This window comes from Vibrio sp. 05-20-BW147, assembly GCF_013369385.1.
Lineage (GTDB): Bacteria > Pseudomonadota > Gammaproteobacteria > Enterobacterales > Vibrionaceae > Vibrio > Vibrio floridensis.
Genome location: NZ_SZTO01000002.1, coordinates 259,652 through 286,164, shown reverse-complemented (window position 1 = coordinate 286,164; position 26,513 = coordinate 259,652). Strand labels below are relative to the sequence as shown.

Genomic DNA, 26,513 nt, shown 5'->3' with positions numbered 1-26,513 from the left:
ACGTTTCGTCAATAATCTCTCTTTAAAAACCAGCAAATGCTGGTTAAGAGAGGAAGAATTTTGGAATCAACAAAGAACAACCTATGTTTTGTTTTTCCAAGTTCATTTTTTGACGATTCGTCACTTAGTGTGATTTAAAAACCAATCCTAAGATTGGCTTGGTCCCCTTAACGACCAACAGATTCGAGATAAGCGATCTCTTCAGCAAACAGTTCTTGCTCTACCCGTCGCCAGGTTTTGCGATAATCCCATTCGCTCGAAAGCGGCTTCCATCCGAGTCCATCAAGTAGCAAATTCGCGTTATGTAGCACCGTAAATGGATCTTGAAGGCGGCTGATACAGTGACTGTTTGATGCGTTTTGCGTCAAGGCATTCGAACCAAATGCAATTGACCAGTTAGCAAATACAATGGCATCAGAACCCACTGCGGGTGAAAACTTCACATCGCCGACTTCGGCCGCGTAGCTCACGAGAGCATCCGCACCTGAAATCACTTTCTCTTCAAGCTCATTTAACTCATTCACCCTCGCAGGCGACGCTTTCTCTAGCACCCATGGTGTTTTGGCCATGATGGCGCAGGTCGATAACACAGGCTCTAGACGCGAGTAGATACGGTAACCTACATGCATAGCGATCATTTTTTCTCGCGTCGTACCTTCAAACGCTGCAGTACGATTAAAGAGAAGCGCTTCATTTTTTAGCGAATGAATACACAGCGCTAAAATCACATCCTCTTTGCTGCAAAAATGATTGTATATCGTCCCTTTTGAGTACGGACTGGCCGCTGTTAGTTTGTCCATCGTAAGGTTGGCAAATCCTTCCTTCTGTACAATGGCTTTTGCTAACAGAATTAATTCAACTTCTCGATCAGCGATAGCTTGCTGTTTTTTCGTCTTTCCAGCCGAAAATCCACACCCTTTTTGCTCATCACTTTTCTTACAACCAAAGCTAAACATCATTCACTCTTCCGTATCGACGTACTCCCGCTGCGATTGTAACACGAATCCCTATTAAAGGAATCTCACTCATTTTTGACGAATCGTCACAAATGACACTTCGTCATAATAGCTTTAAATTTATCCATGTCAACACTCTTCATCAATATAAAACCAAAATGAAATTCATAGCATCAATACAAAGACGCAATAAAAAGCCGACGCAAAATAAGGCTATTTTGCATCGGCCAAGAAAGGGTAATTTTTTGCGAGTAACTAGAGGGCCAAACTAGGTTTATCCCCTGCTTGCTCGATGCGATCTTTGATCTGTTCTAGCACATCTTGCGGTAGTGAGCCGATGCCGTCTGAAAACATCAAAGAGCCATGAGGACTGCTGATCAACATGACATTTTTGAAATCTGTCACCGAGAAGTTGCCATCCGCCATATTCTCGCTGTGGTAGCGTAGCACTTCTGTCGCCACTATTTTGCCCACCGCTTTTAATTGGTCATCGGTCAGATTCATTCGCGATAAACCAACCTTGACACAATCAGGAAACGCGATGGTCTGCTCAATCAGTATTTGGGTGTATTTTTTGTTGAGCTTGGATTCTTCGGCAAAACTGTAGTACATCGGCCCGACTAAGCTAAAGCCATACTTCTCGTCTAACTTGATGAGTCCCAGCAGTTCTAAAGCATGAAAATAAGAACGCGTGGTCGCTTCATCTAGACCGTGCTTTTCCCTCATCCAGTTGAAGCCATTTTTATCACGTAAGTGTCTTAACTCTCTATAAAAGTCATAGATTTCGGGATACTCAAAAAACACATCATCTTGGGTTTGACTAAAGTAGTTTTGATCGTTTTCTTTTAACTGATTTGCCAGCTTTTGTAACTCTTCTAAAGAAGTATCTGTCTCACGGCAATATTCCAGCAATTTATCCAGCGAAATGTTCGAGCTGTAAAGGTGTCTTTTAAACGTAGAAAGAGGTATTCCTAACCTGTCAGACAACTCTCGATATGTCAGCCCCTTGCTTTTAATCGCCTGTCTTAAAGCAGCCAACAGATACTCGGGAGTGGTATCTTGCATTTTTTCTTTCCCTATTGTCAGTATTTCTGGGCTACATTTGTAACCAGTTCAAAATCTTTCGCAACTGTTTATATTAATTTAGTAATAAATAATGTGCTCAATAACCTATTTTTACCTTCATGCACAAGCGACCTCTTTGTTGCCTTACCGATTCAATCGTTCCCAATCTCATCAAATTTCATCTAATCACGCGAGCAATTATCTCACTTTAAACTGGTGTTCATACCGATAACAGTCGACCGACTGGCCATGCAAAATGACATAGTTTGCAATGAGGTTCATTTGCCTAAAACCACACTTTTCCAGCACTCTTTGCGATGCAATGTTGTCTGAAGCAACAACCGCCAACACACGTCTAAAACCGAGCCGTTGCAATACAGACATCGCTTTGCTGACCATTTGCGTAGCAATGCCTTTGCCCGCCACGTTCTCAGCAAATCGATAACCTAGTGTCGCAACGCCACGGTTGAACTTGATATCGTGAAAGTTGACCCGTCCCACGATCGCACCCTCATCCGATTCAACAATCATCGGCAACATTCGCTTATGTCCATACTCTGACAAACAGTAGTCAATGTGTTTTCGTATCCCCTTCTCGGAAAATATCGACGGTTCTCTCGGTGTAATAAATCGCTCAAACCAATAGCGATTTTCGTATTCAAAGGCCAACAATGGCGCATCATCGCTGCCGTGAAGCATTCTCAAATGCAAACGCGCTTCATCCACACTCGTCACGTATTGTCTCATTCTTGATTCCACTGATACTCCATTTGCTTGGCTGTCTGACGAGCCAAATCCTCGCCTTTCAACTTGGCGACCAAATAGAGGCTCATATCTATACCAGCAGAAATGCCACCACTGGTGGTGTATTTCCCGCTATCTACCCAACGTCGTTGCGACAAAACAGTCAGCTTGGGGTAACGTTGTTTTAAATCTTCGATGTCTTCCCAATGCGTCGTGACTTCCAAGCCATCCAGTAAGCCGGTTTCCGCTAACAGAAAGCTTCCGGTACACACGGAGGCGACTAAATTCGCCCGTATTGCTGTTGTACCTATCCAGTTGATAACATTGAGCTTCTTGATTTCATCACGATGAACACCCCCTACAACCAAAAGCAAATCTAAGTGAGGGTGATTGTCAATGGAATAATGAGGCTGAACAGAGAAGCCACCTCGCCCTTTTACCGGCTTACCTGTTTCGCCAATCAATGCGACTTGCCAATGGTGTTCACCAAAACGGTTGGCGGTTGAAAACACTTCAAACGGCCCTGCAAAATCGAGAACCTCCGCCTCATCATAAATATAAATTCCAATGTTCATCCTTGCCTCACTGATTATTCATTGTTTGACTTCCAAGGGATTTAAGCGCTTTTCTAAGCGCGCTTAACGCTGCAGATTCACTGCTCTGATTACCTTGCCCATACAGGTATCAAAGGCCACCATCGGAATTATCTACTTTTTTGTAAACATCAAATGACCTGACCTATATTCAAATGACTAACGCTCATTACGCTGAGCACTGAGGAGACAGAACATGAGTCAGGCTGCATTAATAACTCGATTAAATGAATTACCACGTATTCAAAGTCTTCTGCAAGAATTACTGGAGATGGTTAACCAAGAAGACGTTAACTTTGGTGCGCTCGCCAAAAAGATATCGATGGATCAAGTGCTCAGCGCACGGCTATTGCGAATGGCCAACTCTGCCCACTTTGGCGGAAAAAAAACGATTGCGACAATCAACGATGCGCTTATTCGTGTTGGTACTGGACCGGTACGAACGTTAGTCGTGGCATCAGTCCTCTCCAGCGCGTTTCCAAAGGTGAGCACGTTAGACATGGAGCAATATTGGACCGACACGTTTGAAGTCTCTGTTATCTCGTCCAAATTGGCGGCCGAAGCTGGTATGGATGTGAATGAGACCTTCACCACTGGCGTATTGCATAATATTGGCGAATTGATGATTCACACGCTGGTCCCCGAACAAGCTTTAGTCATTAATCAAAGAGTGGCCAAGGGGGCCGACCCCATTACCGTCCAAGAGGAGTTGTTGAATGTCTCTTCTCCCACACTTGGAGCAAAACTTGCGCGCAGTTGGAACTTCCCAGAAGAGATGGCGGATGCCATTGAACATTTCCATGAGCCGAGAGAAGCCGATGTTTCACCCAAACTGGCCAGCATTATCCATTTTGCCAGAGCCATCAACAGCAGCTGGGACGATTTCAAAGACTCGAATGAAAAAGCTCATTTTCTCGCTAACCATCCCGATTCAAGACTGCTGTGCATTTCGGCGACATTTGTTGACCAAATAGACAGAATCCGAGGAAACGGTCGCGACCTCGCAATGCAGATGGTCGCCGCTTAAGAGAAACGGCGTCACCATCCTCCAGTAAGTGGTGTTTCAGCCCACTTACTGGATTCATTCACCGACTCAAGCAAAGCGCTACAGCAAAATCGCACAAAGTTGATGCAAGTGTTGAATCGTCACTATACCTGAAGGGTGCGGCCCCACTTCCTCCTGCAGCCAAACAGCGGTTAACCCAGCCTTTTTCGCTGGTAGAATGTCTTTTTGCAAGCTATCACCGATCATGCAAAGCTGATTGGGTTTTAGCCCAAGGGAGGCTGAAATGGCGAGATAAAAATCACTTGAACCTTTCGCAAAAGGAATGTTTTCTCGATTAAAATATCCTTTGATAAAAACATCGATTTCGCCTCGCTGAAACGTTGCATGAATATCTTCAATTGTTGAATCAGCCGCTCCGGTTGCGATGTAGATATCGTAGCGCTCACTCAGTGCCTCTAGCACCTCTTTAGCTCCGTTAATCAATTGAATTTGTTCCCAATACCTCATCTTTCCAGTTTGGCTGGCATCGTCTTTCATTAAGGTATTCCCCCAATCAAACAAGATCGCTTTATGCATTGTTCCTCCATGAAAATTCGCTACCATTTTTACCTATGTCTCAATAAGCAGCTATTGTCGTAATAATAGATTTTATTCATTAGACTCAAGTGGTAAATTGTCCGTTAATTCGCGCAACACGCGTTGCGTGCCAGGCCATGAGAGGGACTTTCCACTCATGTTTTGTTCTTAATATCCGTAGCAGTATTGCGGATAGACTCTGTGAGATTAGATGTGGAACAAACATCCAAATTAGACCGCGTTCGCGCCGACTACAACGTTCACTACTGGAGCCAAGGCTTCTATGGCATTGATGACCAAGGTGAGATGTACGTTTCACCACGTAGTGACAACGCCCACCAAGTGCAGTTAAGCCAAATCGTTAAACAATTAGAAGAGCGTCAGCTCAATCTACCTGTTTTGGTTCGATTTCCGCAAATTCTGCATCAACGTGTGCATTCGATCTGTGACGCGTTTAACCAGGCAATTGATGAATATCAATACCCAAATAAATACCTGCTTGTTTACCCAATCAAAGTAAACCAGCAGCGTGAAGTGGTAGACGAGATTCTTGCCAGCCAGGCACAACTTGAAACCAAACAGCTAGGCCTAGAAGCAGGCAGTAAACCTGAACTTCTAGCGGTACTGGCGATGGCACAGCACGCAAGCTCTGTTATTGTTTGTAACGGCTATAAAGACCGTGAGTACATCCGTTTAGCATTGATCGGTGAAAAACTTGGCCACAAGGTGTTCATCGTTCTAGAGAAAATGTCGGAACTTGATCTCGTGCTACGTGAAGCGAAAAGCTTAGGCGTATCACCACGTCTTGGCATCCGTATTCGCCTGGCTTCACAAGGCGCCGGTAAATGGCAAGCCAGTGGTGGCGAGAAGTCGAAGTTCGGCCTCTCAGCATCACAAGTGCTGAATGTGATCAGCCGTTTGAAGCAAGAAAACCAATTAGACACACTGCAGCTCGTTCACTTCCACCTTGGCTCACAAATGGCCAACATTCGCGATGTGCGTAATGGCGTGAATGAATCAGCGCGTTTCTATTGTGAGCTGCGCACGTTGGGTGCCAACATCGCGTACTTCGACGTGGGTGGCGGTTTGGCGATTGACTACGATGGTACTCGCAGCCAATCTTCTAACTCGATGAACTATGGGTTGGTGGAGTACGCGCGCAATATCGTCAATACCGTGGGTGACGTGTGTAAAGATTACAAGCAACCAATGCCAGTGATCATTTCTGAGTCTGGCCGTTCACTAACAGCGCACCACGCAGTGTTGATTTCAAACGTGATTGGTACTGAAGCTTACAAACCAGAAACCGTCACCGAGCCAGAAGAAGACTTCCCTCTTCTACTGAACAACATGTGGCGCAGCTGGTTGAACTTGCACAACGGTACTGACGACCGAGCGTTGATTGAGATTTACAACGACACGCAAAGTGACTTGGCAGAAGTGCACTCACAGTTTGCCACTGGGGTACTAACCCTTGAGCATCGCGCGTGGGCAGAACAAACATCGCTGCGTATCTACTATGAATTGAACCGCTTGATGAGCACGAAAAACCGCTTCCATCGCCCAATTCTTGATGAGCTGACAGAGCGTTTGGCCGATAAGTTTTTCGTCAATTTCTCTCTGTTCCAATCATTACCAGACGCTTGGGGTATTGAGCAGGTCTTCCCTGTTCTGCCACTTTCTGGCTTACAAAACGCGGCGGATCGTCGTGCAGTGATGCTCGACATCACCTGTGACTCTGATGGTGCGATTGACGCTTATGTAGATGGACAAGGTATTGAAAGTACCCTTCCAGTACCCGCTTGGAATGCAGATGAACCATATTTAATGGGTTTCTTCCTAGTGGGTGCGTATCAAGAAATCTTGGGTGATATGCACAACCTGTTTGGCGACACACACAGTGCGGTTGTCAATGTCGGTGACCAAGGTGAGATCAATATCGATTTCATCAATGAAGGCGATACCGTGGAAGATATGATGCGCTACGTACATATCGACGTCGATCAAATCCGCAAAAACTATCAGTCGCTCGTATCACAACGAGTAGACGAAAACGAACAACAACAAATCCTGGCAGAGCTTGAGCAAGGCTTGTCTGGTTACACCTATTTAGAGGACTTCTAAATGAATGATTTGTTTACTAAAACTGATTATTCGCTTTACTCCAACTCAATGAGTTTTGTGCGTCGCCCGTATGTAAAAGATCCTGTTGCGGCTGATGCAGACCTCGTTGTGTTTGGCGCACCGCTAGACATGGCAACCTCTGGTCGTCCTGGTGCGCGTATGGGCCCAGATGCGATCCGTCGTGCATCGGTGAATCTTGCATGGGAAGGTAAGAAATTCCCATGGGATTTCAACCTATTTAAAAAGGTGAAGGTGATTGACGGTGGCGATCTTGTCTTCGATTGTGGTGATGCAGAAGACTTCACTTACCGTATGGAAGCAGCCACCTCTGCGATTCTAAAAAGCGGCAAAACAATGCTTGGCCTAGGTGGTGATCACTTCATCACGCTGCCTATTCTGCGCGCTTATGCAAAACACTACGGTGAAATGGCATTGATCCACTTCGATGCGCACACCGACACGTACGCAAACGGCAGCAGCTATGACCACGGCACCATGTTCTACCATGCGCCCAAAGAAGGGTTGATCTCTCCTAAGCATTCGGTACAAGTGGGTATTCGTACTGAGTACAAGCAACAAGGTCATGGCTTTAACGTTATCAATGCGATGCAAGCAAACGACATGAGCGTGGATGAGATCCTTGCGGATATCCGTCGCATCGTGGCAGACAAGCCAGTGTATGTGACGTTTGATATCGACTGTCTGGATCCTGCTTTTGCCCCTGGCACCGGTACGCCTGTGTGCGGTGGCTTGAACTCGGACAAGATTTTGAAAATCATCCGTGGCTTGAAAGACGTTAACATCGTTGGTATGGATGTGGTGGAGGTCTCTCCTCCGTACGATCAAAGCGATTTGACCGCACTGGCTGGCGCAACCATCGCGTTGGAACTGATGTACGCTTGGGCGGCGAATAAAGAGTTTGATTCAGAGTTCTAAGCAAACACTCTAACGCAAAATAACGAAATCCGATAAACCCTGTTTATCGGATTTTTTTATGCTTACTTTCCATGTACCCCACTAACAACCCTAAGGCTATTCTACCTGCTCCTCACCCCGTCTCTTTGTTATCTCAAACCAAGGAATCACTAATGAACGGGTCGTTAAATAAAAAATAATCATTAATTTTTCTAATGCAAATGATAGATTTTTATCTTGCTTAAGATCACATTTTCAGATTGATCACAATGCCATCAACGACTAATATCTCGCGCCGTAAATCCCTATAAAACTCATTATTTGGCAGTCTTTACCGATCTGTCATGGTCTTTTTCGTTTTTAATTTAGCCGGAGAATTTGCGCAGATGTCCGCGTCATTTCCATTAGCCAAGCTTACCTTTTTGATCGCTATTTTGACCGCTGTGGGTCAAATGACTCAAACCATGTACGTGCCATCAATCGGTCACATGGCCAGTGAGTTTTTGGTATCGCCTGCTGCACTGCAGGCTGTCATGGCGTGCTATTTGATCCCTTACGGATTGTCGCAATTTGTCTATGGTCCACTGTCGGATCGCCTTGGCCGTAAGCCGATCATCATCGCCGGTCTGCTGGTTTACATTGCCGGCACTATGCTGTCACTGTTTGCACACGAGTACACTTGGTTCCTTGTCGGTAGCTTCGTTCAAGGCTTGGGGATCGGTTGTGGTGGTGCGATGTCTCGTACCCTGACTCGTGACTGTTTTGAAGGCGCAGAATTACATCGTGCCAACAGTTTGATCAGCATGTGCGTGATCTTTTCACCGCTGATGGCTCCTGTATTGGGTGGCGTGCTGACGGAAACCTTTGGCTGGCGTTCAAGCTATTTGTTTTTGGCACTATTTGCTATTGCGGTCATTATTACCATGATGACCAGCATGATGGAGACGTTGCCAAAAGAAAAACGTAAACACGAGTCTGTTGCTCGCAGCTACCACTACGTTTTATCCAACAAACGTTTCCAAGGTTATTTACTTTGCTTAGTCGCCACCTTTGCCGGTGTGGCGGTTTTTGAGGCAGCGGCTGGCGTGCTATTAGGCGGTGTGCTAGGGCTGCCTGCGACTATCGTCAGCATTTTATTTGTATTGCCGATCCCGGGCTATCTGATTGGTGCGGGCTTATCTAGCTACATTGCTCAGCGTCGCTCAGAAAAGCGTGCTCTGAACGTTGGCTTGGTCGCAATACTGATCGGCGCAGCCGTGGTGCTGATTCCAGGTCTGTTTGGTCAAACAACGGCACTGACGTTGGTCGGTGGTGCGACGATTTACTTCCTTGGCGCAGGCATTTTGTTCCCAGCGGCGACCACGGGAGCACTGGCTCCTTTCCCTTATCACGCGGGAACCGGTGGCGCTATTTTGGGCGGTATGCAAAATCTAGGAGCCGGTATCGCGACATTAATCGCCTCCTTGTTCCCAGCCCAAGATCAACTGCCTCTTGGCTGCCTCATGCTCGCAATGTCCATCCTTGCGATGTTAGGACTGCGTTTGGTTTATCGTAAACCTGATTCTTCCAATGAAATGCCGCTGGCAATCTGATCTTTCTAAGAGGCGATTTCATCGCCTCTTTTTTTATCTCCCCTATGCTCATCATTAAGCATGGTTCTCTTTTGCCGTTTACTCAGTTTTTTTACCGCTCGTCCCTTTTCTTCGCAACCTAAATACCGCTGCTGCTATGTTGTCACCACAAACCCATTTTGTGAGGTCAACACATGAAGAACAAAACCGTTTGGTTTCCGAAAAGACGCTATGGCTGGGGTTGGGGTGTTCCGACGACTTGGCAAGGTTGGATGGTATTGGGAAGCTATTGTGTCGCGCTCTACATCACTTCATCCTACTTTCATCCGCAAAGTGAGCCCTTTACTTGGGCATTGTGCATATTGATTCAAACAGCCCTACTGATTGCTTTTTGTTATTGGAAAGGTGAAAGACCGAGTTGGTCTCGGGGAGAGTAACCCCATCAGCTATGTAGCCTTCACCAAGAATTATTGATGCATAACATAGATTTACACATGTAACGTTGCTTGCATCATCAAAGTTTATAAAATCACCCTCACGACTCAAATGGGGGAAGTGAGTGGTGGCGAAAAAGGAGTTCTGCCATGTCGTTAACCAATAACCAAAAATTTTGGTTTATCCAACTCAGTATTTGGGGTGGCTTTAGTTTCATTAACATCATTACAAGAAGTGCTCTGCTTGGCTTTCAACCTTTTGAGTTGGCGAATGCCCTCGCCCTGCTGCTTGCTTTGCTGGTTGCCTCTGGATGGATGCGTTCTTTTTACCAAAACAAAAACGAGACCAAGATCGGCAGCTCGTTTCTTTACGCGCTATCTGGTTCGGTAGCTGCGTCTATTATGGCTAACATCGTCATTGCACTCATCCTTTATCCGGCGCAAATGCTTCTGTTTGAGCAAATATTACCGCAGAGTCATCTGCAAATTTTGGCGGTATGGCCAACGCTTTTTCTCTTTACATTTTGTTGGTCAATGACCTATTTGCTGATCAAACGTCATCGCACGCTAAAGCAAATACAGCTTGAGAAAGCAGAGCTTGATACTCAGTTACACCATGCTCAAATGGAGTTGATGCTCAATCAATTAAACCCTCACTTTGTTTTCAATGCCATTAACAACATACGTGCTTTGATCCTTGAAAACCCAAACAAAGCACGAGACAGCCTCACTTCGCTTTCTGAAGTACTACGTTCTTTATTGGCCGTGGAGGCAGAGTCTGAATGGACACTTGATGAAGAACTTTCACTCTGCCATGGTTTTATCAATCTTTGTAAATTGCAGTATGAACAACGCCTGCAAGTTGAAGAAAACATTCGAGGAGACACTCAATCTTGGATTGTGCCGAGAATGCTTCTTCAGTTGATCATCGAGAACGCCATTAAACACGGTATTGCTCAGCACCCTTCTGGCGGAAACATCCAAATCCACATCGAAGCTCAAACGGATAGCTTACTAATAGAAGTAACCAACCCTGGTGTACTAAATGATTTACGAGGTGGTGTTGGATTGAGAAATATTCGAACTCGCCTGGCACTGCTCTATCCAAGTCGGCACGTTATCCAGCTTAAACAAGTCGATTCTATGGTAGTCGCTACCATTCGTATCACGAACAAGGAATAAACATGTATCGCGTACTCATCGTCGAAGATTCTCGCCTAGCTCGCCTTGAGTTGCGAACTCAGCTTGTGGAAGTGATGCCAATTAGTGTTATGTATGAAGCCAGTTGTCTGAACGAAGCAAGAGTGATCTTGAGTGAACAAGAGATAGATGTGTTGTTTCTGGATATCGATTTACCCGATGGCAACGGTTTTGAATTGCTTTACGAGTTAACGTCGACACCCCATGTTGTCTTTACCACCGCATACAACCAGTATGCGGTCGATGCTTTTGAAAGAGATGCTGTTGACTACTTACTCAAGCCTTTTTCTGTTGAGAGATTAAAGAAGGCGTGTGCTCGCCTTCCTCAATGTGTTAATAACAAAGAAACCATCTTAAGTATCGAGCAAAAAATTTTTGTCAAAGATGGCACTCGTTGTTGGTTCGTCCCATTGGCCAATATTGAAAAATTTTCAGCACAAGGTAACTACACTCAAGTCCACTTTGGACAAAATCGCCCCATGCTATCCAAAACACTGGCAAACATTGAATTACGCTTACCCGAAGAGGCTTTCTTTAGAGCAAACCGCAGCGAAATTGTGCAGCTTTCCCACATCATCGCGACCGAGCTCTGCAGCTCCGGTGCCTTAGTCTTAACGTTACATAGTGGGGATAAAGTGGAAGTTTCTCGACGCCAACTGAGTAAGTTCCGTCAACTCTTTTCACTGTAGCCACGAAACTCAATTGTGATCACTAAAACTCTGTCACTACTTCACTTTTCACTGAATTGGCAATAAAGCAATGCTGATGCGCTAAATGATGCAGTTTTTCCAACGCTTGCCGATCAGGCTGCTTGTCACCGGAAAAACGAATTTGAGGCCGCAAAGTGACTTTGGCTACCCACATTTTACCCTGCTCATTTTCTTGCATGAATCCCACCGCATCGTCAACGTACTCATCAATCACGTAGCGCTGTTTTGCGGCAATACCAAGGAACGTTAGCATGTGGCAACTTGAAAGAGCAGCAACAAACGCTTCTTCAGGATCGACATTTTCTGCCACAGAAAGCGGCAGTGGCACCACATGTGGCGATGCCGACGCAGGTACCTGCACACCACCATCGAATTCCCACATGTGACCTCGGCTGTATTGATTGTCTGAGAACACTTCGCTTCCCTGACGCTGCCACACGATTTTTGCTTTGTACTCTGCCATCTTCCCTCCACAGCTTGTATTGCTTTTTAATCCAATTTGAGTGAGACCCTACTCTAGGGCAACGTACAGTTGCAACTTTTCTTTTTGTCCACCATGCCTATTCGATGCTCAAATCTGCGTTACAATAAGCCCATCCAATCCGAGTTTACTATTAAGCCACATCGCACTTATGTACGACACCGATATAGAACTGCAGCACATCTTGTTAGAAGTGAAAGCGGAACGTTGGCACGCCATCGAACGCTTCCTTTTCCCTTATTATTGCTATCAGCACCAGTTGCTCACGCGTCAAGGCAAGCCAGATTGGCACTTAGCAAGAGAAAAGTTGCCTCGTTCGGTTTCAGTTGTCACCACTAAGCAATGTGTTATTGAGCCACTCGTGCCTGAGCAGAGCATCGTCGGTTTGCTGAAAGCCCACTGGAAAGACCATGAGCAGATCTCTTTGCTATCGCTGAAGTCGCTGTTTGAGCAATGGCTGCACTACACTGTGATCACCAAAGATGAACACGCGATTCTGAAAAAAGCGGGGTTAGAAAACGCCATGCCAAAGGAGTGGTATCAGGATGAACAACCCTTGGTGGAAGCACGTTTTGAGAAAGTGGGGATAAAAATAAACCGCTAACAAGGTAGCGGTTTATAGGAACAATTTCGCGTCAGCTTATAGGAAGTGTAGCGTCGCGTTCAGTGAGAAAGTACCCACATCGTCTTTGTCCATGGTGTAGTTCATGTAGCTTGCGCCGACAGAAAGTGGACCAAAGATAAAGTATTCAGCGCCCACACCAAACATCACATCAACACCGTCATCGTTTGCAGAAGAAAGACCCGTTACTTCTTTGTCCCATGAGTGCAAACCACCTTTTGCCCAAATGTGCAGTGGACCAAAATCGATGCTTGGTTTTAGCGCTGCATAAAAAGAGCTTAGTTTTGTATCACGATTGTTAATCTCAAATGTACCGTGTTGAGTGATACCACCTTCAATACCGATGATAGGTAGAATACCTGTACCTACATGCAGTGAGTAAGACGTGTCGCTTTCGCCTTTGTAGTCAGACTGACCTACACTCGCACCGCCGTAAATCCATGAATCTGCCATCGCAGTTGATGACGCGCCGATAAGCGCTAGTGCTAAAAGAGTCTTTTTCATTGTTAACCTTCTCTTGTTTACTAGTCAGTCATTCAGGTGGCATGGTTTTGCCACCTGACCGACATATCAATATCCGTTATTATAGCGTCTGCAATTTATATGCCTACCGCAAACAACGAATTAGCAAGCTTCTATAGCGTTTTTTACCCGTTTATCGGAGACCGGATAAGGTGTTCCGAGCTGCTGAGCAAAGAAACTGACTCGCAGCTCCTCGATCATCCAGCGAATCTCTTTCACATTTTCCGGTACCGCTAATCCTTTCGGAATCTTGTTCAATAGCTCTTTGTAGTCTTTGACTACCGACTCAATCTTCAACATATGTAAGCGATCTTTGTTCGGGTCGATAGGCAGTTTTTCCATTCGACGCTCAATCGCTTTCATGTAACGCAAGATGTCTGGCAGTCGTTTCCAACCACATTCCGTGGCAAAGCCTTTGAAGATCAGACCTTCGATTTGCGCTTTGATGTCCGACAGAGCAAATGCCATGGTGAAATCAATCTTACCTTTGAGCTTTTTGTTGATGTTGAAGGCCGTGGTCAAAATCGTTTCCACTTGCTTGGCGATATCCACCACCGTGTCGCCCAATTCTGCGCGCACGTGTTCCTTCAACGCTTCAAATTTTTCTGGCTCCCAAACTAAGCCACCCTGCTCTTCAATCAGCTTGTCAACGCCACAAGCAATGCAGTCGTCGATCAAATCAAGCACTTTGCCATAGGGGTTAAAGTATAGGCCCAGCTTCGATTTGTTCGGCAAGTTCGCATGCAGATACTTAATCGGCGATGGCACATTCAACAAGATCAAACGGCGTTGACCGGCTTGCATCGCACTGATTTGCTCTTGCTCGGTTTCGTAGAGCTTGATTTCTACGCTGTCTTTGTTGTCAACCAGCGCAGGGAACGCCTTAACCTGATAACCGCCACGTTTCTGCTGATATACCTGTGGCAACTCACCAAAGCTCCATGTGTGTAAGCCTTGTTGCTCGATGTCGTCATCCGCCACTTTCGATAAGGTTTCTTGCACCTTCTCTTTTAAGCTTTCTTTTAACTCATGAAGATCTTTGTGTTCTTTCAGTTTACGATTTCTTTCATCAACCGCACGGAAAGTGACTTTCAGATGGTCAGGAACTTGATCCAGTTTCCAATCTTCACGCAGCACCGTCGCCCCGGTCATGCGACGTAGCTCTTTCTCTAAAGCATCGAGCAACGGCATTTCCATTGCAGTAACGCGCGATAAAAATGCATCGGCATAATTTGGCGCAGGCACAAAGTTTTTGCGCAGCGTCTTCGGTAGCGACTTAATCAAGCTCACCACCAATTCATGACGCAAGCCCGGGATTTGCCAGTCGAAACCTGCCGGATCGATTTGGTTCAAAATCGGCAATGGAATGTGTACCGTGACGCCGTCGCTGTCGTCACCCGGCTCAAACTGGTAGCTCAACTTGAGTTTCAAGCCATTCTGATGCCAGAAATTCGGGTAATCCAAATCCGTCACGTGGCTTGCATCGCCTTTGAACAGCATCTCTTTTTCAAAGTTCAGCAGCTCAGGCTCTTTCTTCGATGCTTGCTTCCACCAGGTGTCGAAATGGCGTCCAGAGACCACTTCCGTACCGACGCGTTGATCGTAAAATTGGAACAGCTCTTCGTCGTCGACCAAAATATCGCGACGACGAGATTTGTGCTCCAGCTCTTCCACTTCGAGCAGCAATTTACGGTTTTGTTTGAAGAAAGCGTGTTTGGTCTCCCAATCTCCTTCCACCAGCGCACTGCGAATGAAGATCTCACGGCTCACTGACGCATCGATATTGCCATAATTCACCAAGCGCTTAGGCACAATCGGAATACCATAGAGCATCACTTTTTCGTACGCCATCACGGCCGCTTGCTTCTTCGACCAATGGGGCTCGCTGTGGCTACGTTTAATCAAATGCTTCGCCAGTGGTTCAATCCATTCTGGTTGAATCTTGGCAATAATTCGGCCCCACAGTTTCGAGGTTTCGACCAGCTCTGCCGACATCACCCACTTTGGCTGTTTCTTAAACAGACCAGAGCCAGGGAAAATATGGAAACGGGCATTGCGTGCGCCGTGATACTCATTTTTCTCCTGATCTTTCATCCCAATATGCGATAACAGGCCAGTCAAAATCGCGCTGTGCACCGCATCGTAAGAACCGGGTTCACTATTGAGCTTGAACTCCATCTCACGCATCGATTGATGGATTTGGAAGTAAACATCTTGCCACTCACGCACACGCAAGTAGTTGAGGTAATCGTCTTTGCACTGACGACGGAACTGGTTGCCCGACAACGCTTTTTGTTGCTTCTGAATGTGATTCCACACATTCACAAAGGTGAGGAAATCAGAATCTTCATGGTAGAAGCGACGATGCTTATCATCTGCCGATTGCTGTTTGTCTGAAGGTCGCTCACGCGGGTCTTGAATCGACAAGGCCGCTGCAATGATCATGACTTCTTTCAAACAACCAAATCTTGGCGCTTCCAACACCATGCGCGCTAAGCGAGGGTCAATCGGCAAACGAGCCAACTGCTTGCCCACCGCGGTGAGGCGTTTTTTCGGATCTTTGGCGTTGCTGTTGATGGCGCCCAACTCTTCAAGCAAGCGTACACCATCAAGAATATTGCGTTTATCTGGCGCTTCAACAAATGGGAACGCTTCAATGTCGCCAAGGCCCAACGCGGTCATCTGCAAGATAACCGACGCTAAGTTGGTGCGCAGAATTTCAGGATCGGTAAACTCCGGACGCGAATTGAAATCGTCCTCAGAGTAGAGACGAATACAGATACCTTCTTGCACACGACCACAACGACCTTTTCGCTGGTTGGCACTGGCTTGAGAAACCGGCTCAATGGGCAGTCGCTGTACTTTGGTGCGATAGCTGTAACGGCTAATACGCGCGGTACCAGGGTCAATCACGTATTTGATGCCCGGCACGGTTAACGAGGTTTCAGCAACGTTGGTCGCTAAGACAATGCGGCGGCCAGTATGCGGCTGGAAGATTTTATTTTGCTCGCCCGCAGAAAGACGCGCGTAAAGCGGCACAATCTCAGTATCTTTGAGCTTACGTTTGGCCAGCGCATCTGCGGTATCGCGAATTTCACGCTCACCATTCATGAAGATAAGAATGTCACCCAAGCCTTCGTCGCACAGCTCGTCAACCGCGTCAAAGATGCCTTCAAGTTGGTCACGATCGTCTTCGGTTTCGCCACCTAACGGACGGTAGCGCGTTTCCACAGGATAAGTCCGTCCTGACACTTCAATGATCGGCGCGCCGCCAAAGTGGTTGGAGAATCGCTCTGGGTCAATGGTTGCCGACGTGATGATGACTTTCAGATCAGGACGACGTGGCAGCAACTCTTTCAAATAACCCAAGATAAAATCGATATTCAGGCTGCGTTCGTGCGCTTCATCAATGATGATGGTGTCATATTGATTGAGGAAACGGTCGTGTTGGATCTCGGCCAGCAAGATACCGTCTGTCATCAATTTAATTTGAGTATTTTCAGAGATTTGGTCGTTAAATCGAACTTTATAGCCGACAAAATCACCCAGTTGCGTTTCCATCTCTTCGGCAATGCGATTGGCCACCGAGCGTGCCGCTAAGCGGCGTGGCTGAGTATGGCCAATCAAACCAAACTTACCACGGCCTAATTCGGCGCAGATTTTTGGTAGCTGAGTGGTTTTACCTGAGCCCGTTTCACCCGCCACAATCACCACTTGGTGACGAGCAATGGCGTCTGCAATGTCATCTTTCTTCTGACTAACAGGCAGGATTTCTGGGTACTCAATTTTCGGTTGATAGCGGCTGCGCTGTTCCACTTCCATCATGGATTTGGCGATGTCCAGTGCGATCTCATCAAACACCGCGTTGCGTGCCGATTCTTTATTAATTTTACTGGCACCTGCAATGCGCTTACTCAGACGAAAGCGATCTTTGATCAAACACTGACTGAGCGCCTTGCGTAATGACGCGGCGCTGTTTGCTTGAGCCTTTTGCTCAGAAGCATGGGATTCTGTATTTGGCTGTGACGAAGTCAAAGCATTTCCTATTCATTTCATGGGATAAAACTGCGCGGATTGTAGCATAGCGTTAAGCAATTGACCCTAACTTGGTTTATTCAATTTTTTTGAATGAGATGAGCAAATTTCAACACTTCATCACCTGAGCGTGATGGGTAGAATGGCTCCATAGTTTGAACACTCATTGAAGGAACTCATTATGTCTCGTTTACTGGTACTAAAATCAAGCATCCTTGGTGATTACTCTCAATCCAACAAACTGGTTGACGAGTTCATCAATAAATTCGACCAACAGAATGTTGTCGTCCGCGACCTCGCTCAGCAGCCGCTGCCAATGCTAGATTTTCAGGTAGCCACAGCACTGCGTGCCACAGAGGCTCTGACTGCAGAGCAACAAGCCATCGTTGATCTATCAGATACTCTGATTCGCGAAGTGAACGCCGCTGACATTCTTGTCATTGCAGCACCGATGTACAACTTCACTGTTCCGACACAACTAAAAAACTGGATTGACTTGATTGCACGTGCCGGCGTTACTTTTACCTACACCGAGCAAGGCCCGAAAGGCCTAATTGACGGCAAGAAAGCGGTGATTGTAACCACTCGCGGTGGGGTGCACAAAGACAGCGCAAATGACATTATCACACCATACCTAAAAACCGTGCTGGGCTTTGTCGGCATTACCGAAGTTGAGTTTGTCTATGCAGAAGCACTGAACATGGGTGCAGAGTCTGCGGAGAAAGGTTTGGCGTATGCAAGCAACCACCTAGCATCACTCACTGCATAATCAAACGACCTGAATAAACCACTGCTTGACGTGCACACGGATGGATTTGCCTTTTGCTCAACGCATGTCACTTTCATTTGCCCTCACATGGCGTGAGGGCGCTATTGCTCTGCAAAAGAAAAAGGTAAGAAGGGACACAGCAACTAACAACAAGCCGCCAACAACTGCTTACGACGAGGCTCTTGCAATAGTTTCCAATGGATACCCTCTACCGCACCGGCAAATTTCCACAGCAACTTAACGTCCACATCATTACCATAGGCTTGCTTAACTCGATTGAAGACTTCAATTGCTCCCAGCTCCATAAAGGTTTCAACATCCTCTATGCCCGCCTTCTTAACCATGCGCTCCAGCGTTAACTGCATATTAGGCAAGTCCCTCAGCCGACGACTGGCAGAAGATTTCTGAAAATTACGCTGCTTTACGGAACATTCGATAGATTGTTTTACCAAACGATCAAGCTCAACACTGTGCTTGCCGAATAAATTCGAGATTTCATAATAATTAACTGTTGCAGTAGTTTGTCTCTTAACATGACGATATTTCTCACAACCTAACTGAGTAAACTCCTCATCTAAATTGTCACCACCACGCAAGTAGTAAGCACCCTCGCTCACCAATGCAAACATAGCATCGTCAGCAAAAAGGCCAACACCACCAAACATAGATCGTTTCTGGAATTCACCAAACTTATTGATGTAGTCAAAAAAAGCTTGTTCTGTCATATCCATTGACTCCTAAATCAAAGATTACCCCGATTAGTTTTGTCACCAGATAGCAGCATTTTGTAATAAGCGAAGAAAATATATAGAAAAGTAATTATTTGTTTATTGATTATTGAAATTAGCAACCAGAATCATACTGAACAAAAAAAAATAGTTCGAGATTCGCGTCACAAAGAAAGTTTTGAGCACTCAACCATCGTGAGCTATTTCACATAAATAAACAAAACCCAACTGATGAATAATCATATCGCCACGAACGAGTCGTACAAATATTCGCCAAACAAGTCTCGACACCTGTAGCATTCTGTTGCACTTACTCACCCGTAACTAGTACACTGTACCAAAACAAATTAACTATCTAAGTTATGGAACATCTATCGTTTTTTTGGCTACCCAATAATAAAGACTTGTTAATACAAGCCTTGGAGAGTGAGTTCGCTCAACTTGTTGAACATTCACTTTCTACTGGTAAGGTAACCTTGCCACCCATACCTGAAGCGGTCTTGAAAATTCAGCAACTCTGCACTCAGGAAACCACCGGCATAAACGATATAGCGGACTGTCTTCTAGAAGACCCAAGTCTAGCGGCTATTGTTATTCGCGTTGCAAATTCCGTCATTTTTAACCGCAGAAACATTACCTGCACAGATTTAACAACCGCTGTGTCACGCTTGGGTATTCTACGAGTAAGAGACATTGTTACCGCTCAAGCAATTGAGCAGCTGAAACATTCCGTTAATCTGAGTAAAGAGTGTAACGCCGTACTAATGAACAGTGCTGCAGTCTCGCGGCAGTTAGGCGCAGTCATGGTGATGGTCGTTAATGCCTTCAAGCAAAGAGCTCCTGATAGGTATCACTATTTAGAAGCAGAAAAAGCGTTACTCGTTGGTTTGCTTGCTGATATCGGCCTTTTTTGTTTAGTGAACGAATATCATTTTTACCTCGATAAAGGTAATTATCTCGATCATCAAATTGCGTTACAAATATTCCAAACCCGTTGTTCCGCAACGAGTAGACTGGTTTTGAAAACATGGGAGTTTGACGACGATTTTATAGAAGTGTCATCGAATCAAGTGTTAAACAGCCACCGGCCAGAAGTAAGCTATCTCGATATCGCTCGCATCGCCAATCACCTCTTAATGTACAGAAACCAAGATGAACGCATAGATGAACATGAAGTTGAGTTCAATCTAGATGGTGCGGAAGTGTTGTTTGAATTAAGCAATCTATCCGAAGAAAGATTCCAAGAGATGACGCAACACGTATTGAATTCCAGTGGTTTTTAGTATGCGTTAATCCAATGATACAGAACCGGCATGAATCAATACATTTAACTCTATATCAATGCGAAAACCGCCAAAATATAGTGATTGTCCCTATGGACGGACTCTACGTCCGAAGATAATTACGCTTTATCTTCGACGACTTATTATCAGGAGCTTTCATGCTTTCAGGGATGCTATTTATCTTCGCCCCTCTTGTAGTAGGGTACTTAATTCCAATCGCTAGCACTTCAACACTCGCTCGGATTAATAAAACCACCTCTCATCTTATCTACGTGATTTTGTCACTGATGGGCTTGAGCTTAGCTGCTTTAGATAACCTAAGCGCAAATTTGCAGGTTATTTTGACCTATACTGGCACATTTTTTCTTTGCTTGGGTCTATGTAATTTAGCGGTCTTACCCTTGATTGATCGTCTTCTTCCTGTTGTAACGGACACTTCACAGAAAAAACCACCACTATCCGCGATGGCGCTGGAATCACTGAAACTGATTTTCGTCGTAGGTGGTGGATTGCTTGCTGGTTTGATCCTACCGATTGGCTTGGAGTGGGTAGACACGGCTAGTGAATGGATCCTATTCGTATTGTTGTTCTTCATCGGGATTCAACTGCGCAATAGTGGCTTAACGCTAAAGCAAATCCTACTTAATAAGCAAGGGATGGTGATTGCGCTGGTTATCATCGTTACGTCGCTAATTGGTGGTTTGATTGCAGGGGAAATACTGGATATTCCTGTCTATCAAGCACTAGCAATGGCGTCAGGATTTGGCTGGTATTCATTGGCTGGAATTTTGATGGGCGACGCATTCGGCCCAATATTTGGTGGAGCTTCTTTCATGATCGAGCTACTGCGGGAACTGCTCGCTTTGGTTGTTATTCCACTTTTGATTCGAACCCGCCCTTGCACGGCAATCGGCTACGCCGGCGCCACGGCAATGGATTTCACCCTACCCGTTATTCAAACTACGGGAGGGGTAAGATGTGTGCCCATCGCGATTGTAAGTGGTTTTATCCTGAGTCTGCTCGTGCCCGTGCTGATGCTATTCTTTGTTTCACTTGCTAGCTAGATCTCAGGATAGGCGTGTAACATCGTATAAACTACGCGTTAAAAAATAATAACCGCTTTCAAAAAGGAATCTCTATGAAACGCTTCGTTGTGGCGCTGATGCTAGCTTCGACATCTACATTCTCCTTGGCCGCCAATGAGCAATGCTTGGCCCAAAAGTACGATGCTTATATCGATGCATCATTGAACTGGTACGCAGACCTTGCCGATCTCACTTCGGCTAAATACCCTGAGTTAACCGAAGTAAGTAGTTGGTTCCTTGAAGGGCGCAAACACCACTTCGAACTGAATCGCGCTGCTGTTCACTATTACTTGCAACATGACCCAAGCCGAGTTTCGGTCGAAAAGCCGGTCGAAAGTTGGCTACAACTCGAACAAAACGACATTAAACAGCTCGCTAGCCGCAGTGATGATTTGGGTGAAATAGCTAAGCGCACTTTCAATGATCGCCAAGCAGCAAACCACGAAAAAAACTATGAACTCCGTTCTGCTTTTGCCGATTTATTGAGCCATCCTCAACAAATCGATACTGCCCTGGTGAAATACAACCAAGCCATTGCAAAAGTGGCTGAAGCCAAGTGTCACTAAGCTCTCCCTATCATTTCAGTAAACGATGATTTGTTAATTAAAACGGGACTTTGTTCCCGTTTTGGTTTAGATTGTCTGGCTCGAACTACTAGTATAATTAAATCGATTTGTTATATGGCAATGGAACAAAAAATCGCTGATGTCAGCTTTGAAAGCCTACTTAAGATCTTCACTATTCCTGAAGGTCCAGACTCAACCCTGACTCAAATCGAAGCTAAGCTATCACAAAACTTAAATAAATTTCTCGGTGAGCACATCGTTGCAGAAGAAAAGCCTTTGCGTGAAATCGAGAAAGACTTTTCTTCTGCTCAGATCCCGGAAAGACCGTCGTTTGTTTCTGATCACACCGAGCATTTGCTAAATACTTTGGTTTCACACTCTGTGCATACCTCGTCGCCAAGTTTTATTGGTCATATGACCTCCGCACTCCCCTATTTTTTGATGCCTTTATCAAAAATTATGATCGCACTAAACCAAAACTTGGTAAAAATTGAAACGTCTAAAGCCTTTACGCCGTTAGAACGCCAAGTGCTGGGTATGCTTCATCGCCTTATCTATTCGCAAGACGAGCATTTCTACTCTCGTTGGATGCACAGTGCTGAGCATTCACTCGGTGCATTTTGCTCCGGTGGAACCATTGCTAACATCACCGCTCTTTGGGTAGCGCGTAATAATGCCCTACGGGCTGATGGTGCTTTTAAAGGCGTCGAGAAGGAAGGGCTTTTCCAAGCCATGAAACATTATGGCTATGAAGGATTAGCTGTATTGGTCTCAGAGCGTGGACACTACTCTCTTAAAAAAGCGGCCGATGTTCTTGGCATTGGTCAAGCAGGCCTAATTGCGATCAAAACCGATGAGAATAATCGTATTTGCCCAGAAGCATTAGACGCGAAAATTCGGAAGCTTGAAGCTGAGAGAATTAAAGTGTTTGCTGTAGTTGGCGTGGCGGGAACCACCGAAACCGGTAGTGTTGACCCATTGGCCGCTATCGCAAAAGTATGTCACAAACATCAATGTCACTTCCACGTGGATGCCGCATGGGGCGGAGCGACCTTGATGTCGAATAAATATCGCTATCTGTTGGACGGTGTTGAACTGGCTGACTCTGTCACCATTGACGCACATAAGCAGCTTTATATACCTATGGGAGCCGGGATGGTGCTGTTCAAAGATCCCAGTGCGATGAAATCGATCGAGCACCATGCACAGTATATTCTGCGCAAAGGTTCAAAAGACCTTGGCAGCCACACTCTGGAGGGTTCACGCTCTGGAATGGCGATGCTTGTCTACGCGAGTATGCATATTATTAGCCGCCCGGGCTATGAGCTCTTGATTAACCAAAGCATAGAAAAAGCGAAGTATTTTGCTAATTTGATTAAGCAGCAAAACGATTTCGAACTGATCTCCGAACCAGAACTCTGCTTACTCACCTATCGCTACATTCCAGAAAACGTTAAAAAAGCACTGCTGTGCGCAGATATTGAACAGCAAGCAAAGCTGAATGACATGCTCAATGAACTAACCAAGTTCACGCAAAAACGCCAACGCGAAACAGGCCGTTCATTTGTGTCGCGTACTCGTTTAAACCCAGCACAGTGGTCTCGGATGAATACGATTGTTTTTCGCGTTGTGTTGGCAAACCCACTTACGAGCGTTGATATACTCTCAAGCGTTTTGCAAGAGCAAAGGCAAATTATTACCCACGAAGCGCCAAACCTTTTGGCTAAAATCCATCAGTTTTCGGATGAAATTTTGTCGAATTTGACAAAATGACGATTTCTTTGTCAGTACAGCAAAATGAAATTTTCTTTCGTTTTGCTGTAATTTCAACATCAATATCGTGCCAGATAAACCCCGGTAAAACGTTCAAACATTCAGTTTTGTAGTTTAAACAAAATTTTGTTTGAGGCTTGTCAAATTCTCACCAAATAGTATGGCTATTTGGTTTAGTCACACTGATTAATCGGTTTATACTCATTTTATGGCGCTGATAGCGGTTTATCGTTGGTGATTTGCACTTTGCCCAAGAGCAGTTTCAGTCATCGCGATAGAGTCAGCGAGTTGTTCTCTATGCCCTCGTGAACACTATGAACACATTAGAAAAAATTCAAAAAAATTTGGAGAATTTCAGTAAATCTGAACGTAAGGTTGCGGAAGTAATCATGGCGTCTCCACAAACTGCAATTCACTCTAGCATTGCTACACTGGCTAAGATGGCTGACGTCAGTGAGCCTACGGTTAACCGTTTTTGTCGCCGATTGGACACGAAAGGCTTTCCTGACTTTAAACTCCACTTAGCGCAGAGCCTGGCCAATGGTACGCCATATGTAAACCGTAATGTCGAAGAAGATGACGGCCCAGATGCGTACACCCACAAGATTTTCGAATCGACAATGGCGTGCTTAGATGTCGCTAAAAATAGCCTCGATCCAATGCAGGTTAACAGAGCTGTTGATTTGCTGACGCAAGCAAAACGTATCTCATTTTTTGGCCTAGGAGCATCGTCTGCTGTTGCAAAAGACGCACAAAACAAGTTCATTCGTTTTAATATTCCAATTACTTGTTTTGAAGATGTCGTGATGCAACGTATGAGCTGCATCAATTGCAGTGACAATGATGTCTTCGTATTGATTTCGCATACTGGCCGTACCAAGAGTTTGGTCGAAATTGCCAACCTAGCACGAGAAAATGGCGCAACGGTTATCGCAGTTACAGCCAAAGACTCACCTCTAGAAAAAGCGGCCTCATTAGCCATCTCCCTCGACGTTCCTGAAGATACTGATGTCTATATGCCAATGGCAAGTCGCGTTGTGCAAATGACGGTCATCGACGTGCTCGCAACTGGCTTTACCTTAAGACGCGGTTCTGGTTTTAGAGAAAATTTGAAACGCGTGAAAGAGGCGCTGAAAGATAGTCGTTATGACAAACTTTCTCACTTCTAGTGCTCAATAATGAAAACGGAACCTAACGGTTCCGTTTTCATTTTAATCAGTAAAGCCGCTAGCACTGCAGATGTCCAAACCACTTGTCACTTTGTACCCATGCCCTCTTTTTGCTGAGAATTCAGTACTTCGTTACAAATTATTTCAGCAGATGTTGCTGCCCCTTGCTCAGGTTGTTCGACATTCAAACCGCACTGACACACCTGATCCAAAATATAGATCAAACGCGCTTTGGTTAACGGTAGTGGATTGCCTTTGATCGCCACGGAGCGTAATGCATCTTCTGCGACAACATCAAAAGACGTAGCACAAACACCAAACTGCCCGAGCTCTGGAAGCTGTAATTTCGCTAATACATTTCTGACCCATTCAACCCCATCCAACTCTGACGCATTAGGGTTATTAGTGACCAATCTTGATAACGATTTATAGCGCGACAATACATCAGCCCTGCCTGCTTCGCGCGCGGCCATAATGTTCTCATTCATGACGTGGGGCGCCAGTTGAGCCGTAATCACACTATGAGGAGCATCCAGTTTCCCTCCCAAAGCCGAAGCCAAACCATGAGCCGCACCTAACTTCGCATTAGTAATCGCCATTCCACCGAGCATGGCGGAAAAAGACAGATCAGAGCGAGCCTTGTAATCATCTTGTAAACATCCTGGCAAGATTGAGCTGCTCAATCGGCGCAAACCCTCTTCGCAAATCATATCGGTCAGCGGATTTGGCTCCCCGCATACATAAGCTTCCATTAAATGGGTAAAGGCATCCATCGCGCCACGACCGGATGTATAGGCATCAGTACCATAGGTGAGTGTCGGGTCGACAATCGCCACATCAGCCAGCATATCTGGACTGCGCAGACTCACTTTCACTTTATCCTGGCCCGATTTTAATACCGCATTTCGCGTCACTTCCGATCCCGTGCTGGCCGTCGTCGGAATGGCAATAAAATGTATGGGTTGTGTTTTTAATGGCACATTTCTGCCCACCACTTCGACGTAGTCGTACACGTCACCTTGATTTGGAATGATCGCTGCCAGCGCTTTCCCCATGTCAATGACACTCCCTCCACCAATGGCGACGACCATATCTGGCTTAAACTTCCGTCCTAATACAGCCGTTTCTTCAACCATAGTGATGTTTGGCTCGCCACTGATCGCGACATGTTGATAGCGAATGTTCTGCGATTTGAAATAACTCACGATGGGCATTGCCCTGGCCAGATCCTTACCGGTCACCAACAATGCGCTGTACCCAAACTGACTTAATATTGACAGCGAGGAGTGTAAGGCCCCTTCGCCAAAAATAATTCTTGTCGCGGTCATAAATTGGAACATACTAACTTGCCTCTCTTGAATCGAAATTCGTCGCTAGTCTCAAGCATTATTTCACTCTGCCTTGCTTTGTACGTAAAAAAATTGACCCAGTGCAACTTGTCGCAAATGACCTTTTTTTTTGTGGTGGTTTATAACCTGCTTCACACTGCTTCTATAAGCAAACTGACTAACTCTTATTCGATAGCTTTTCCCTATTGAAACAACAGGCATTTGTCTCTTTATTTCCGACAAAGGATCGGGCATAGT

The 26,513-nt window shown here is 45.6% G+C and carries 24 protein-coding genes; 14 read left to right on the top strand and 10 right to left on the bottom strand.

What is annotated here, in order from left to right; translation table 11 throughout:
• Positions 1-167 precede the first annotated feature (167 nt).
• The 4 genes from FC652_RS02605 to FC652_RS02590 form a co-directional block, all read right to left on the bottom strand.
• On the bottom strand, positions 168-956 hold the full coding sequence (locus tag FC652_RS02605) for a TetR/AcrR family transcriptional regulator (RefSeq protein WP_172572628.1): 789 nt from the start codon (positions 954-956) through the stop codon (positions 168-170).
• Positions 957-1,211: 255 nt separating this feature from the next.
• Positions 1,212-2,021 (bottom strand): helix-turn-helix transcriptional regulator, encoded by an 810-nt coding sequence (locus FC652_RS02600; RefSeq protein WP_176297367.1) that lies wholly within the window; start codon positions 2,019-2,021, stop codon positions 1,212-1,214.
• Positions 2,022-2,219: 198 nt separating this feature from the next.
• Positions 2,220-2,768, bottom strand: a complete 549-nt coding sequence (locus FC652_RS02595) for a GNAT family N-acetyltransferase (protein WP_217904491.1) — start codon at positions 2,766-2,768, stop codon at positions 2,220-2,222.
• A complete protein-coding gene (locus FC652_RS02590; RefSeq protein ID WP_176297366.1) occupies positions 2,765-3,340 on the bottom strand; it encodes a DJ-1/PfpI family protein in 576 nt (191 codons plus the stop codon). The genes FC652_RS02595 and FC652_RS02590 overlap by 4 nt, the downstream gene beginning before the upstream one ends.
• A gap of 214 nt (positions 3,341-3,554) precedes the next feature.
• On the opposite strand from FC652_RS02590, the gene FC652_RS02585 reads away from it, so the two are divergent.
• Positions 3,555-4,385, top strand: coding sequence for an HDOD domain-containing protein (locus FC652_RS02585; protein ID WP_176297365.1), 831 nt, complete (start codon positions 3,555-3,557; stop codon positions 4,383-4,385).
• Positions 4,386-4,463: 78 nt separating this feature from the next.
• On the opposite strand, the gene FC652_RS02580 is transcribed toward FC652_RS02585, so the two are convergent.
• Positions 4,464-4,940 carry an HAD family hydrolase gene (locus FC652_RS02580; RefSeq protein ID WP_176297364.1) on the bottom strand — a complete coding sequence of 159 codons (477 nt, stop codon included), beginning with the start codon at positions 4,938-4,940 and terminating at the stop codon, positions 4,464-4,466.
• 213 nt (positions 4,941-5,153) lie between these two features.
• On the opposite strand from FC652_RS02580, the gene speA reads away from it, so the two are divergent.
• From speA to FC652_RS02550, 6 genes are all read left to right on the top strand, one after another.
• Positions 5,154-7,064 (top strand): arginine decarboxylase, encoded by a 1,911-nt coding sequence (gene speA / locus FC652_RS02575; RefSeq protein ID WP_176297363.1) that lies wholly within the window; start codon positions 5,154-5,156, stop codon positions 7,062-7,064.
• Entirely contained in the window at positions 7,065-8,000 is a 936-nt protein-coding gene (gene speB, locus FC652_RS02570; RefSeq protein ID WP_176297362.1) for an agmatinase, read from the top strand.
• Positions 8,001-8,365: 365 nt separating this feature from the next.
• Entirely contained in the window at positions 8,366-9,571 is a 1,206-nt protein-coding gene (gene emrD / locus FC652_RS02565) for a multidrug efflux MFS transporter EmrD (RefSeq protein WP_176297361.1), read from the top strand.
• A gap of 173 nt (positions 9,572-9,744) precedes the next feature.
• Entirely contained in the window at positions 9,745-9,987 is a 243-nt protein-coding gene (locus tag FC652_RS02560; RefSeq protein ID WP_176297360.1) for a hypothetical protein, read from the top strand.
• A 147-nt stretch (positions 9,988-10,134) separates the two neighbouring features.
• Positions 10,135-11,166 carry a sensor histidine kinase gene (locus tag FC652_RS02555; RefSeq protein ID WP_176297359.1) on the top strand — a complete coding sequence of 344 codons (1,032 nt, stop codon included), beginning with the start codon at positions 10,135-10,137 and terminating at the stop codon, positions 11,164-11,166.
• A 2-nt stretch (positions 11,167-11,168) separates the two neighbouring features.
• The gene (locus FC652_RS02550; protein ID WP_176297358.1) at positions 11,169-11,873 is read left to right on the top strand and encodes a LytTR family DNA-binding domain-containing protein; all 705 of its coding nucleotides are present in this window, start codon (positions 11,169-11,171) and stop codon (positions 11,871-11,873) included.
• A gap of 22 nt (positions 11,874-11,895) precedes the next feature.
• Here the strand turns inward: FC652_RS02550 and FC652_RS02545 are convergent, their stop codons facing one another.
• On the bottom strand, positions 11,896-12,357 hold the full coding sequence (locus FC652_RS02545) for an OsmC family protein (RefSeq protein WP_176297357.1): 462 nt from the start codon (positions 12,355-12,357) through the stop codon (positions 11,896-11,898).
• Positions 12,358-12,526: 169 nt separating this feature from the next.
• On the opposite strand from FC652_RS02545, the gene FC652_RS02540 reads away from it, so the two are divergent.
• The gene (locus tag FC652_RS02540) at positions 12,527-12,979 is read left to right on the top strand and encodes a hypothetical protein (protein WP_131069764.1); all 453 of its coding nucleotides are present in this window, start codon (positions 12,527-12,529) and stop codon (positions 12,977-12,979) included.
• A 36-nt stretch (positions 12,980-13,015) separates the two neighbouring features.
• On the opposite strand, the gene FC652_RS02535 is transcribed toward FC652_RS02540, so the two are convergent.
• Both FC652_RS02535 and hrpA read right to left on the bottom strand, forming a co-directional pair.
• On the bottom strand, positions 13,016-13,501 hold the full coding sequence (locus tag FC652_RS02535) for an outer membrane beta-barrel protein (RefSeq protein ID WP_131069763.1): 486 nt from the start codon (positions 13,499-13,501) through the stop codon (positions 13,016-13,018).
• Between the two features lie 120 nt (positions 13,502-13,621).
• On the bottom strand, positions 13,622-17,554 hold the full coding sequence (gene hrpA, locus FC652_RS02530) for an ATP-dependent RNA helicase HrpA (RefSeq protein WP_176297356.1): 3,933 nt from the start codon (positions 17,552-17,554) through the stop codon (positions 13,622-13,624).
• Between the two features lie 181 nt (positions 17,555-17,735).
• Here hrpA and FC652_RS02525 point away from each other — a divergent pair, with 181 nt between their 5' ends.
• Positions 17,736-18,323 carry an FMN-dependent NADH-azoreductase gene (locus FC652_RS02525; protein ID WP_176297355.1) on the top strand — a complete coding sequence of 196 codons (588 nt, stop codon included), beginning with the start codon at positions 17,736-17,738 and terminating at the stop codon, positions 18,321-18,323.
• A gap of 143 nt (positions 18,324-18,466) precedes the next feature.
• Here FC652_RS02525 and FC652_RS02520 read toward each other — a convergent pair whose 3' ends face one another.
• A complete protein-coding gene (locus tag FC652_RS02520; RefSeq protein WP_176297354.1) occupies positions 18,467-19,054 on the bottom strand; it encodes a TfoX/Sxy family DNA transformation protein in 588 nt (195 codons plus the stop codon).
• Positions 19,055-19,413: 359 nt separating this feature from the next.
• Between FC652_RS02520 and FC652_RS02515 the strand changes: the two genes are divergently transcribed.
• The 5 genes from FC652_RS02515 (at position 19,414) to FC652_RS02495 (ending at position 24,927) form a co-directional block, all read left to right on the top strand.
• Positions 19,414-20,334 (top strand): HDOD domain-containing protein, encoded by a 921-nt coding sequence (locus tag FC652_RS02515; RefSeq protein WP_176297353.1) that lies wholly within the window; start codon positions 19,414-19,416, stop codon positions 20,332-20,334.
• 158 nt (positions 20,335-20,492) lie between these two features.
• Positions 20,493-21,398, top strand: coding sequence for a lysine exporter LysO family protein (locus FC652_RS02510; RefSeq protein WP_176297352.1), 906 nt, complete (start codon positions 20,493-20,495; stop codon positions 21,396-21,398).
• Positions 21,399-21,472: 74 nt separating this feature from the next.
• Positions 21,473-21,985: a hypothetical protein gene (locus FC652_RS02505; protein WP_176297351.1), complete on the top strand. Its 513-nt coding sequence runs from the start codon at positions 21,473-21,475 to the stop codon at positions 21,983-21,985.
• 114 nt (positions 21,986-22,099) lie between these two features.
• Positions 22,100-23,758: a pyridoxal-dependent aspartate 1-decarboxylase PanP gene (panP, locus tag FC652_RS02500; RefSeq protein WP_176297350.1), complete on the top strand. Its 1,659-nt coding sequence runs from the start codon at positions 22,100-22,102 to the stop codon at positions 23,756-23,758.
• A 314-nt stretch (positions 23,759-24,072) separates the two neighbouring features.
• A complete protein-coding gene (locus FC652_RS02495) occupies positions 24,073-24,927 on the top strand; it encodes a MurR/RpiR family transcriptional regulator (protein WP_176297349.1) in 855 nt (284 codons plus the stop codon).
• Between the two features lie 86 nt (positions 24,928-25,013).
• Here the strand turns inward: FC652_RS02495 and FC652_RS02490 are convergent, their stop codons facing one another.
• Entirely contained in the window at positions 25,014-26,267 is a 1,254-nt protein-coding gene (locus tag FC652_RS02490) for an iron-containing alcohol dehydrogenase (protein ID WP_336886288.1), read from the bottom strand.
• Positions 26,268-26,513: the final 246 nt, after the last annotated feature.

Excerpts from the sequence above, each read along its gene's own strand:
- FC652_RS02605 (WP_172572628.1), bottom strand. The coding sequence starts at position 956 with ATGTTTAGCTTTGGTTGTAAGAAAAGTGATGAGCAAAAAGGGTGTGGA.
- FC652_RS02600 (WP_176297367.1), bottom strand. The coding sequence starts at position 2,021 with ATGCAAGATACCACTCCCGAGTATCTGTTGGCTGCTTTAAGACAGGCG.
- FC652_RS02595 (WP_217904491.1), bottom strand. The coding sequence starts at position 2,768 with ATGAGACAATACGTGACGAGTGTGGATGAAGCGCGTTTGCATTTGAGA.
- FC652_RS02590 (WP_176297366.1), bottom strand. The coding sequence starts at position 3,340 with ATGAACATTGGAATTTATATTTATGATGAGGCGGAGGTTCTCGATTTT.
- FC652_RS02585 (WP_176297365.1), top strand. The coding sequence starts at position 3,555 with ATGAGTCAGGCTGCATTAATAACTCGATTAAATGAATTACCACGTATT.
- FC652_RS02580 (WP_176297364.1), bottom strand. The coding sequence starts at position 4,940 with ATGCATAAAGCGATCTTGTTTGATTGGGGGAATACCTTAATGAAAGAC.
- speB (WP_176297362.1), top strand. The coding sequence starts at position 7,065 with ATGAATGATTTGTTTACTAAAACTGATTATTCGCTTTACTCCAACTCA.
- emrD (WP_176297361.1), top strand. The coding sequence starts at position 8,366 with ATGTCCGCGTCATTTCCATTAGCCAAGCTTACCTTTTTGATCGCTATT.
- FC652_RS02560 (WP_176297360.1), top strand. The coding sequence starts at position 9,745 with ATGAAGAACAAAACCGTTTGGTTTCCGAAAAGACGCTATGGCTGGGGT.
- FC652_RS02555 (WP_176297359.1), top strand. The coding sequence starts at position 10,135 with ATGTCGTTAACCAATAACCAAAAATTTTGGTTTATCCAACTCAGTATT.
- FC652_RS02550 (WP_176297358.1), top strand. The coding sequence starts at position 11,169 with ATGTATCGCGTACTCATCGTCGAAGATTCTCGCCTAGCTCGCCTTGAG.
- FC652_RS02545 (WP_176297357.1), bottom strand. The coding sequence starts at position 12,357 with ATGGCAGAGTACAAAGCAAAAATCGTGTGGCAGCGTCAGGGAAGCGAA.
- FC652_RS02540 (WP_131069764.1), top strand. The coding sequence starts at position 12,527 with ATGTACGACACCGATATAGAACTGCAGCACATCTTGTTAGAAGTGAAA.
- FC652_RS02535 (WP_131069763.1), bottom strand. The coding sequence starts at position 13,501 with ATGAAAAAGACTCTTTTAGCACTAGCGCTTATCGGCGCGTCATCAACT.
- FC652_RS02525 (WP_176297355.1), top strand. The coding sequence starts at position 17,736 with ATGTCTCGTTTACTGGTACTAAAATCAAGCATCCTTGGTGATTACTCT.
- FC652_RS02520 (WP_176297354.1), bottom strand. The coding sequence starts at position 19,054 with ATGGATATGACAGAACAAGCTTTTTTTGACTACATCAATAAGTTTGGT.
- FC652_RS02515 (WP_176297353.1), top strand. The coding sequence starts at position 19,414 with ATGGAACATCTATCGTTTTTTTGGCTACCCAATAATAAAGACTTGTTA.
- FC652_RS02510 (WP_176297352.1), top strand. The coding sequence starts at position 20,493 with ATGCTTTCAGGGATGCTATTTATCTTCGCCCCTCTTGTAGTAGGGTAC.
- FC652_RS02505 (WP_176297351.1), top strand. The coding sequence starts at position 21,473 with ATGAAACGCTTCGTTGTGGCGCTGATGCTAGCTTCGACATCTACATTC.
- panP (WP_176297350.1), top strand. The coding sequence starts at position 22,100 with ATGGCAATGGAACAAAAAATCGCTGATGTCAGCTTTGAAAGCCTACTT.
- FC652_RS02495 (WP_176297349.1), top strand. The coding sequence starts at position 24,073 with ATGAACACATTAGAAAAAATTCAAAAAAATTTGGAGAATTTCAGTAAA.
- FC652_RS02490 (WP_336886288.1), bottom strand. The coding sequence starts at position 26,267 with ATGTTCCAATTTATGACCGCGACAAGAATTATTTTTGGCGAAGGGGCC.